The sequence below is a fragment of the Lichenibacterium minor genome (genome assembly GCF_004137685.1).
In the GTDB taxonomy this organism is placed as follows: domain Bacteria; phylum Pseudomonadota; class Alphaproteobacteria; order Rhizobiales; family Beijerinckiaceae; genus Lichenihabitans; species Lichenihabitans minor.
Genome location: NZ_QYBB01000031.1, coordinates 43,956 through 50,448 on the forward strand (window position 1 = coordinate 43,956; position 6,493 = coordinate 50,448).

Genomic DNA, 6,493 nt, shown 5'->3' on the forward strand with positions numbered 1-6,493 from the left:
GGGCATGGTGCCCGCATGCTGATCCCCATCACGGATGCCGACGGCATCCTGCTCGATCTCCGTTACGCTTCCGTCGACAACCTGCTCGGGCGCGCGATCTACGGCCGGGCCGTGGCGCTGCTCCGCCCGCCCGCGCGCGACGCTCTCCTGGCCGCCGCCCGCCATGCCGCCGCGCTGGGGCTGAAGCTGAAGGTCTTCGACGCCTTCCGGCCGCTCGAAGCGCAATGGGCGTTCTGGCACGCCGCGGAGGACAAGACCTTCGTGGCCGACCCGCGCGGGGGCGGCACCCATCCGCGCGGCATCGCCGTCGACTTGACGCTGGCCGATGCCGTCAGCGGGGAGGAACTCGCGATGGGCACAGGGTTCGACGACTTCACCCCTTTGTCGGCGCACGACCGCGTCGAAGGCCTGCCCGCCGAGGCGATCCGCAACCGGGCGCTGCTGCTGGGCCTGATGACGGCCCGGGGCTGGGAGCATTACGGGCCGGAATGGTGGCACTATCACCTGCCCGGGCGGGACAACTATCCCGCGCTGTCCGCTGCCGACGTGCCGAACGGCCCCATGGATGCGGCGCCGTGAGGGCCGCCGCCGGGATCGCCGCGGCCGCGGCCTTGGCCGCCACCCTGGCGGGTTGCGCGCGGGACGCGCCGCCGGCGACCTTCGCGGTGCCTCGCGCCGCGGCGGCCGAGATCCGGATGGCGTGCCCGCCGGGCACGTTCATCGGCACCATGACGGTCAACTGCCCCCGGCCGCTGCCGAGGAACGCCCCCGTTCAATGAGCCTGGGTGCGGATGCCCTTGTCGTAGACGGCGCGGCAGCCGGGGCTGAGCTGGGCGCGAAACTTCTTCATGCAGGCGGCGGTCTGCTCCTCGTCGAGGAGGGTCTGCGGACAGAGCCGGACGGCGTCGCCCGTGCAGGCCTGGACCGCCTGCTGGCGGAACTCGGGGCTGAGGTTCTCGGCCCCCGCCCAGGCGGGGGACGACAGACCGACGACCAGGGCGACGCTGAAAGCTCCGACGATCCGCATGAAGACCTGTCCTGTTCGAGTGGGACTGCCGAGAGCCGGACCGCCACGATGGGGTCCGGGCGCCACGGCGGCCCGTTGAGCCGTGCATGTGGGTTCGGACCCTCGGGTCCGACAACCCCCGCGCCCCGTCCGGGCCGCCATGGGCCGGCGGCAAAGCTTCGTCAAGGTCCGGGCCGCTAGGCTCGTCGCCGACCCCAGACGCGGGGGCCCGGTTCGGGCCCGCCCCCGTCCGTGCCAGGAGAAGCCATGACCTCGCCCGCCCGCCCGGCCGGAGCGCCCCGATTCGTCGCCTATTCGACCATGACCCGCATGCCCGCGCTGGTCGGGACCGATGCCGCGAGCCTTCTCGTCGAAGCCCGCTCCATCCCGGCGCTCGGCTACGACAACCGCTTCGTCGAGGTGCTCGACTGCGGGGCGCAGGGTCCCGATGCCGGCACGGTCGATGTCCCGCTCGACGCCGCGCGCTCCCTGTACCGCACGGTGTTCCGCGGCTCGGGCGCCCTGGGCCAACCCGGCATGCCGCCCCTGCCGCTGCAGGACCCGCTGCCGACGCCGCCCGACCGTGCCGCCCTGAAGGCGATCGAGGACGGCCTGTCGTCCCTCACCGCCCGCGCCCGGGCGGCGGGGCTCGACGGGCTCGCCTCCGCCCTCGGCCGCGTTCTCGACGACGCCCGCGCCGAGATCGCCGCGCGGCTCGGCCCCGGCTGACCTGTACGGTTCAGGGCTTGGCCGGCGCGGCCCCCGGGACGGGCTGGGGCGGCGGCGTGTCGACCTGCTGCCTGAGCGCCACGGTTCCGTCCGGATGGAGCACGACCATCACGGGCCGGCCGTCCCGGGTGGCCTGGGCCATCCAGTCGCCGAGGTTGCCCTCGTGGATCCGGGCGACGTCCGCGTAGCCCGCCGCTTCCATGCGGGACTTCGCCTGCCCCTCGTCGAAGCCGTCCGCGGCGGCGGGGACCGCCGAAGCGGCGACGAGGAACAGCGACAGGGTCGTGGTCTTCATGGTGGCTCCCGGGTATCGTCCATGGAACGGCGGCGGGCGCCGTCCGGATCCGCGCGCCGCGGCATCGGCGGCGGGTCGCCGGGCGGCCACGGCGGGCCGGGCGATCCCGTGCATTCGGACGGGCCGCCGAACGGCCGGCCGGCCATTCCATGTTATTGACGCAGCGTTAATCATGGCGCACATGATGGCACTATCAAGATCGCGAAAAGGACACACGTTGGCGAGCGTCAAACAAGTGCCGAAGGCGGACACGACAGCCGAAGCCCCGACGTCGGTCGACCAGGCCGAGATCGACACGCTCATGCGTCGTTTCTTCGATCAGGGCCGTGTCCCGGCGGCCGAAGCGCCCGCCACCGCGGCGGTCCCGGCCGCCCATCCCCGTCGCGACTTCGACATGGCGTCCGAGTTGCTGGAGCGGGCCGCCCAGGCCTTCGACCTCCTGATCGGGCGGTGCCAGAACCTGGAACGCGAGCTCGAAGAGTCCGGCGAACGGGCCCGCACGCAGTTCGCGGAACAGGACGAGACGATCGAGCAGTGGAAGCGGCTGGCGTCCGGCCTGAAGGCCCAGGCCGAAGCCTCAGAACAGGACGCGTCCGCCTTGAAGGCGCGCTGCGACGCCGCCGAAGCCCGCGCCGCCGCCGCCGACCAGAGAGCTGCGTCGCTCGAACGAGCCTCGGCCCAGGCCGCCGGGCATGCCGCGATGGCCGAGCAACTGTCCACGAAGCTGCACGACAAGGTCGTGTCGGCCTTCGGCATCGGGTCGCGGGCCCATCCCGTCCTCGAAGCCGTCGCGACGCGGGCCGCCGCCACCGAGTGATCGGCCCGCCGTCGCATCGCGACGCGGACCCGCACCCCGCGCTTCCCTCGAAGGGGAGCGCGGGGCGCGACGGAGGTTCCGCGGCGGTGAGGGCCGATCCAGCCATCGGGGCGCGGGATCGTTCATCGTAGGGGCGTCCGCGGCACCGGCCTGACATTCCAGGGCGACTCTGCGCGGATGCGCGATATCGAGCGACACATGAGGTGAGGATGTCGGCTTGAAGCCGCTGACCGCGTCAGGAATGGCGCGCCCACGGGGAATCGAACCCCGGTTTTCGCCGTGAGAGGGCATCACCGGGCGTCCATTGGCGTCCAGTGCAGTCCAGCTAACGCGCTGGCATTGCTTGAAAAACGTCGCATGACAAGGTTGCGCTGTCCAGCCCGGTGTGCGAGAGTTTAGGCCCGCCGACAGGACACAAACGGGACACCATGGCCCAGAGCACCCGCGCCCCGAAGCTTGAAACACGGGCCAATCGACTCAAGCTACCGGTGGCAAAGAAGCCTGTTTTCGTTCGGGTCGCGCCCGGCATCTCGCTCGGCTATCGGCGCAACGCGACAGCCGGCACGTGGGTCGTGCGGGTCGCTAGCGGCGACGGTGCAGCCTGGACGAAGCGCGTTGGCACCGCTGACGATCATGATGAGAGCGACACCAACAGCATTTTGACGTTCTGGGAAGCGCAGACCGCGGCGAAGCTGATGGCGCGTGGCGATCAGGAAGGGGCAGCGCGGAACGCGCCCCTCACCGTCGAGCGTGCGGCCCTCGCCTACCTGGGCAGCCTCGAAGCGCGAAATCGGCGAACCGCAAACGACGCGCGCCTACGCCTGACCCGGCTCTTCCTGCCGCGCTTCGGGACGACATACATTGGAGATCTCACCCGAACCGCCTTGGAGAGCTGGCGCGATGGCCTCGTGCGGGCTGGCGGCGATGCCGAACAGCGACGGAAGAGCCAGGACACGGCGAATCGAGTTCTGAGCATCGTGAAGGCGCTGCTGAACCACGCTGTAGGTGACCCGGCGAACGGGCTGTCGAACGACAGTGCATGGCGGCTCGTGAAGCCGTTCCAGCGAGTCGGACGGGCGCGCGAGGTGCATTTCGAAGCGACCGAGGTTCTGCGGCTTCTGGAAGCGTCCGACGACACGGCCTTCAGCGACCTGCTGACCGCCGGTTTCCTGACCGGGGCGCGGTATGGAGAGTTGGCAGCCTGTCAGGTGCGTCATTTCGATCATGAGGGCGAATCGCTTCGCGTTCCGAGCGGCAAGACGGGCGCCCGCACCGTCATTCTTCAGCCGGAGGCGGTCACCTTTTTCGCTCGTGTTGCTGGCGCTCGGGCAAAAGATGAAGCGCTGCTGGCCCGTGCTGACGGTGGCGCTTGGGGTGCGAGCCATCAGGTTCGGCCGATGAAGCGGGCGCTTGTAGGGGCTGGACTGGACCCAAGCGGGACCTTCTATGCCCTCCGCCACTCCTACATCTCGCGAGCTATTGAAGCCGGCGTACCGCTGAACGTTGTGGCCGAGAACTGCGGGACGAGCGTGCGCATGATCGAAACAACCTACGCGAAAGTGCTGGCGGGTAAGCGACGAGAGTTCATCGCCCGAGGCGCGCCTCGCCTGTTCGCTGACATGTCCGCGCCAGCCTAGAGATGCCTCCTTCACGTTTTTGGTAACGAAGCTTCGACGCTTTCGAATCTCATCGGCGCGACCCCGCCTCCCTTGTTGAGGTTAGCGATGCGTTTCGGAAAGCGCTGTAGTATGTCACCCTGGGGTGGAGGGAAGGCCGGACCTAACCGGAATTCCGTCCAGCCGTGCCAGAACTGAGGTGTCGTATGTCGGTTCCGGTCAAGGCGACCTACTACGAGTTCTTTGCGGGCGGAGGTATGGCGCGTGCGGGCTTGGAAGGCACGTGGGAATGCCTATTCGCCAATGACGTAGACCGGATGAAAGCCGACGTTTATCTCAGAAACTGGGGATCGAAAGAATTTATTGCGGGTGACATCGCAGCGGTAACCATCGACCAGCTGCCCGGCCGAGCTGACCTAGTATGGGCCTCGTTCCCTTGTCAGGACACGTCGGTCGCCGGAGTAGGACGGGGATTAGGTCAGCAGGCAGCTCTGCTCAGAACTCGGTCCGGCGCCTTTTGGAGCATGATGGACATTGTTCGTCGATTGGACGCCGACGATCGTGCACCAAGAGTCTTAGTTTTAGAAAACGTTCTCGGATTGCTGACGGTGAACGGCGGATCGGACTTCGTTGCGACGATTAAGTCTCTTTCGGAGAACAATTATCGCTCAGGTGCAGTCGTAGTGGATGCGTCACTGTTCCTTCCTCAGTCCAGGCCTCGAGTGTTCATTATTGCAGTCCGTAAGGAAGATGATGCGTATGAGGGCGTGTCAAGTAGAAATCCCATATTACCGTGGCATCCCGATCCTATCCAAAGAGCACGAAAGCATCTCTCTGCGGCAAACATCGAAGACTGGATTTGGTGGGACTTGGGAACAGCGCCGCAGCGGCAGATCGCGCTATCCCAAATCATCGGGCGTGAAAGGGACGAGATCAAATGGCATTCAGCTGACGAAACCGCCAGGCTCATGGCCCTTATGTCAGCTATAAACCTTGATCGGCTTAACGACGCAGGCCACCGAGGTGGGACAGCCATCGGTAGCCTTTACCTGCGCATGCGTCCAGCGGGCGGTCGCAATGAGCAACGTGCTGAGGTCAGTTTCAACGAAACCTTTGGTTGCCTGCGAACCCCACGCGGCGGCGGATCGAGGCCCAGAATTGTGGTGGTTGAAGGGAAAACCATCAAATCTCGGCAAATCGTTGCACGAGAAGCAGCCGAACTGATGGGTTTACCGGCGCAGTACATGCTGCCTCCGATCTATGATCATGCATTCAAAGTCATAGGTGATGGATTGGCAGTTCCTGTCGTTAAGTTTCTACGCGATCGCCTGCTTCGGCATCTAGTTGTAGGCGGCCAGATCATGACCGAAGCTGCCTAACGTGGGATCTCTCTCACCTGGAATGATACAAATGCAAGGTTTAAAATACGTCGATTTTGGACGATATCGCTCATTCGATCAGATGCAGGTAATGGAACTCAGGCCATTGACGCTGCTTTTCGGCCACAACAGTGCGGGGAAAAGTGCCGCGCTTAGACTACTTCCAATTCTTGCTAGCGCAGCCCGGCAGCAGATTGACGGTATAATAATTCCGACCGTTCTAGATTATAGCTCGCCAGCTCTGAGAGGTGCGAGCTTCAATGACCTAGTCAACCAGCATTACAAAGGCAGCTTTCTGGAGTTTGGAATTGGCTGGGGTGGTCAGTCCTACAAGATGCGTATTAAATCAGGAACCGCGGCTGAAGGCGAGTTTCTCTCCGACTTCCAATTTGTCTCTGGCGAAAAACGCTTTGCCGGACATCCAGCGGGCGAGGGGCATATCAACCAGCTAGCAGTTTCGCTCAATGATGGGCTTCAGGGCGAAATCACCGTTCGATCCCGCGGACTAAGATTGTCCGTGGACGAAAACTCCCCTACCGCCATCGTCAACCAGTTCGATGCACTAAACCGGCTTCTAGTGCTCTGAGTCATTCGTTTGATGCACCCTGAGCTTGGCCATGACGCTGGCGGCTGAGGCGGTCCAGATGAAGG

General features: G+C 65.4%; 9 protein-coding genes and 1 tRNA gene. 7 read left to right on the top strand and 3 right to left on the bottom strand.

Annotation, left to right across the window (positions count from 1 at the left end; translation table 11 throughout):
• The first annotated feature begins 15 nt into the window (after positions 1-15).
• Complete coding sequence (gene ddpX, locus D3273_RS20425; RefSeq protein WP_129228745.1) at positions 16-579, top strand: D-alanyl-D-alanine dipeptidase; 564 nt, start codon at positions 16-18, stop codon at positions 577-579.
• Positions 576-779 (top strand): hypothetical protein, encoded by a 204-nt coding sequence (locus D3273_RS20430; RefSeq protein ID WP_129228746.1) that lies wholly within the window; start codon positions 576-578, stop codon positions 777-779. Before ddpX ends, D3273_RS20430 begins: the two co-directional genes overlap by 4 nt.
• Here D3273_RS20430 and D3273_RS20435 read toward each other — a convergent pair.
• A complete protein-coding gene (locus D3273_RS20435; protein WP_129228747.1) occupies positions 773-1,027 on the bottom strand; it encodes a hypothetical protein in 255 nt (84 codons plus the stop codon). The two genes, D3273_RS20430 and D3273_RS20435, sit on opposite strands and share 7 nt — an antisense overlap.
• A 246-nt stretch (positions 1,028-1,273) precedes the next feature.
• Between D3273_RS20435 and D3273_RS20440 the strand changes: the two genes are divergently transcribed.
• Positions 1,274-1,735, top strand: coding sequence for a hypothetical protein (locus D3273_RS20440; protein ID WP_129228748.1), 462 nt, complete (start codon positions 1,274-1,276; stop codon positions 1,733-1,735).
• Positions 1,736-1,745: 10 nt separating this feature from the next.
• Here the strand turns inward: D3273_RS20440 and D3273_RS20445 are convergent, their stop codons facing one another.
• Positions 1,746-2,030, bottom strand: coding sequence for a hypothetical protein (locus D3273_RS20445; RefSeq protein WP_129228749.1), 285 nt, complete (start codon positions 2,028-2,030; stop codon positions 1,746-1,748).
• A gap of 217 nt (positions 2,031-2,247) precedes the next feature.
• Between D3273_RS20445 and D3273_RS20450 the strand changes: the two genes are divergently transcribed.
• A complete protein-coding gene (locus D3273_RS20450) occupies positions 2,248-2,847 on the top strand; it encodes a hypothetical protein (RefSeq protein WP_129228750.1) in 600 nt (199 codons plus the stop codon).
• A gap of 242 nt (positions 2,848-3,089) precedes the next feature.
• Here the strand turns inward: D3273_RS20450 and D3273_RS28390 are convergent.
• Positions 3,090-3,181 (bottom strand) — tRNA-Ser (locus D3273_RS28390).
• A gap of 94 nt (positions 3,182-3,275) precedes the next feature.
• Here D3273_RS28390 and D3273_RS20455 point away from each other — a divergent pair.
• The 3 genes from D3273_RS20455 to D3273_RS20465 all read left to right on the top strand — a co-directional run bounded on the left by D3273_RS20455 (position 3,276) and on the right by D3273_RS20465 (position 6,428).
• Complete coding sequence (locus D3273_RS20455) at positions 3,276-4,484, top strand: tyrosine-type recombinase/integrase (RefSeq protein ID WP_129228751.1); 1,209 nt, start codon at positions 3,276-3,278, stop codon at positions 4,482-4,484.
• 185 nt (positions 4,485-4,669) lie between these two features.
• Positions 4,670-5,842, top strand: a complete 1,173-nt coding sequence (locus D3273_RS20460) for a DNA cytosine methyltransferase (RefSeq protein ID WP_129228752.1) — start codon at positions 4,670-4,672, stop codon at positions 5,840-5,842.
• A gap of 31 nt (positions 5,843-5,873) precedes the next feature.
• Positions 5,874-6,428 (top strand): hypothetical protein, encoded by a 555-nt coding sequence (locus D3273_RS20465; protein ID WP_129228753.1) that lies wholly within the window; start codon positions 5,874-5,876, stop codon positions 6,426-6,428.
• The last annotated feature ends 65 nt before the right edge of the window (positions 6,429-6,493 follow it).

Coding starts and splice junctions, on each gene's coding strand:
- D3273_RS20455 (WP_129228751.1), top strand. CDS start 3,276: ATGGCCCAGAGCACCCGCGCCCCGAAGCTTGAAACACGGGCCAATCGA.
- D3273_RS20445 (WP_129228749.1), bottom strand. CDS start 2,030: ATGAAGACCACGACCCTGTCGCTGTTCCTCGTCGCCGCTTCGGCGGTC.
- D3273_RS20460 (WP_129228752.1), top strand. CDS start 4,670: ATGTCGGTTCCGGTCAAGGCGACCTACTACGAGTTCTTTGCGGGCGGA.
- ddpX (WP_129228745.1), top strand. CDS start 16: ATGCTGATCCCCATCACGGATGCCGACGGCATCCTGCTCGATCTCCGT.
- D3273_RS20435 (WP_129228747.1), bottom strand. CDS start 1,027: ATGCGGATCGTCGGAGCTTTCAGCGTCGCCCTGGTCGTCGGTCTGTCG.
- D3273_RS20440 (WP_129228748.1), top strand. CDS start 1,274: ATGACCTCGCCCGCCCGCCCGGCCGGAGCGCCCCGATTCGTCGCCTAT.
- D3273_RS20465 (WP_129228753.1), top strand. CDS start 5,874: ATGCAAGGTTTAAAATACGTCGATTTTGGACGATATCGCTCATTCGAT.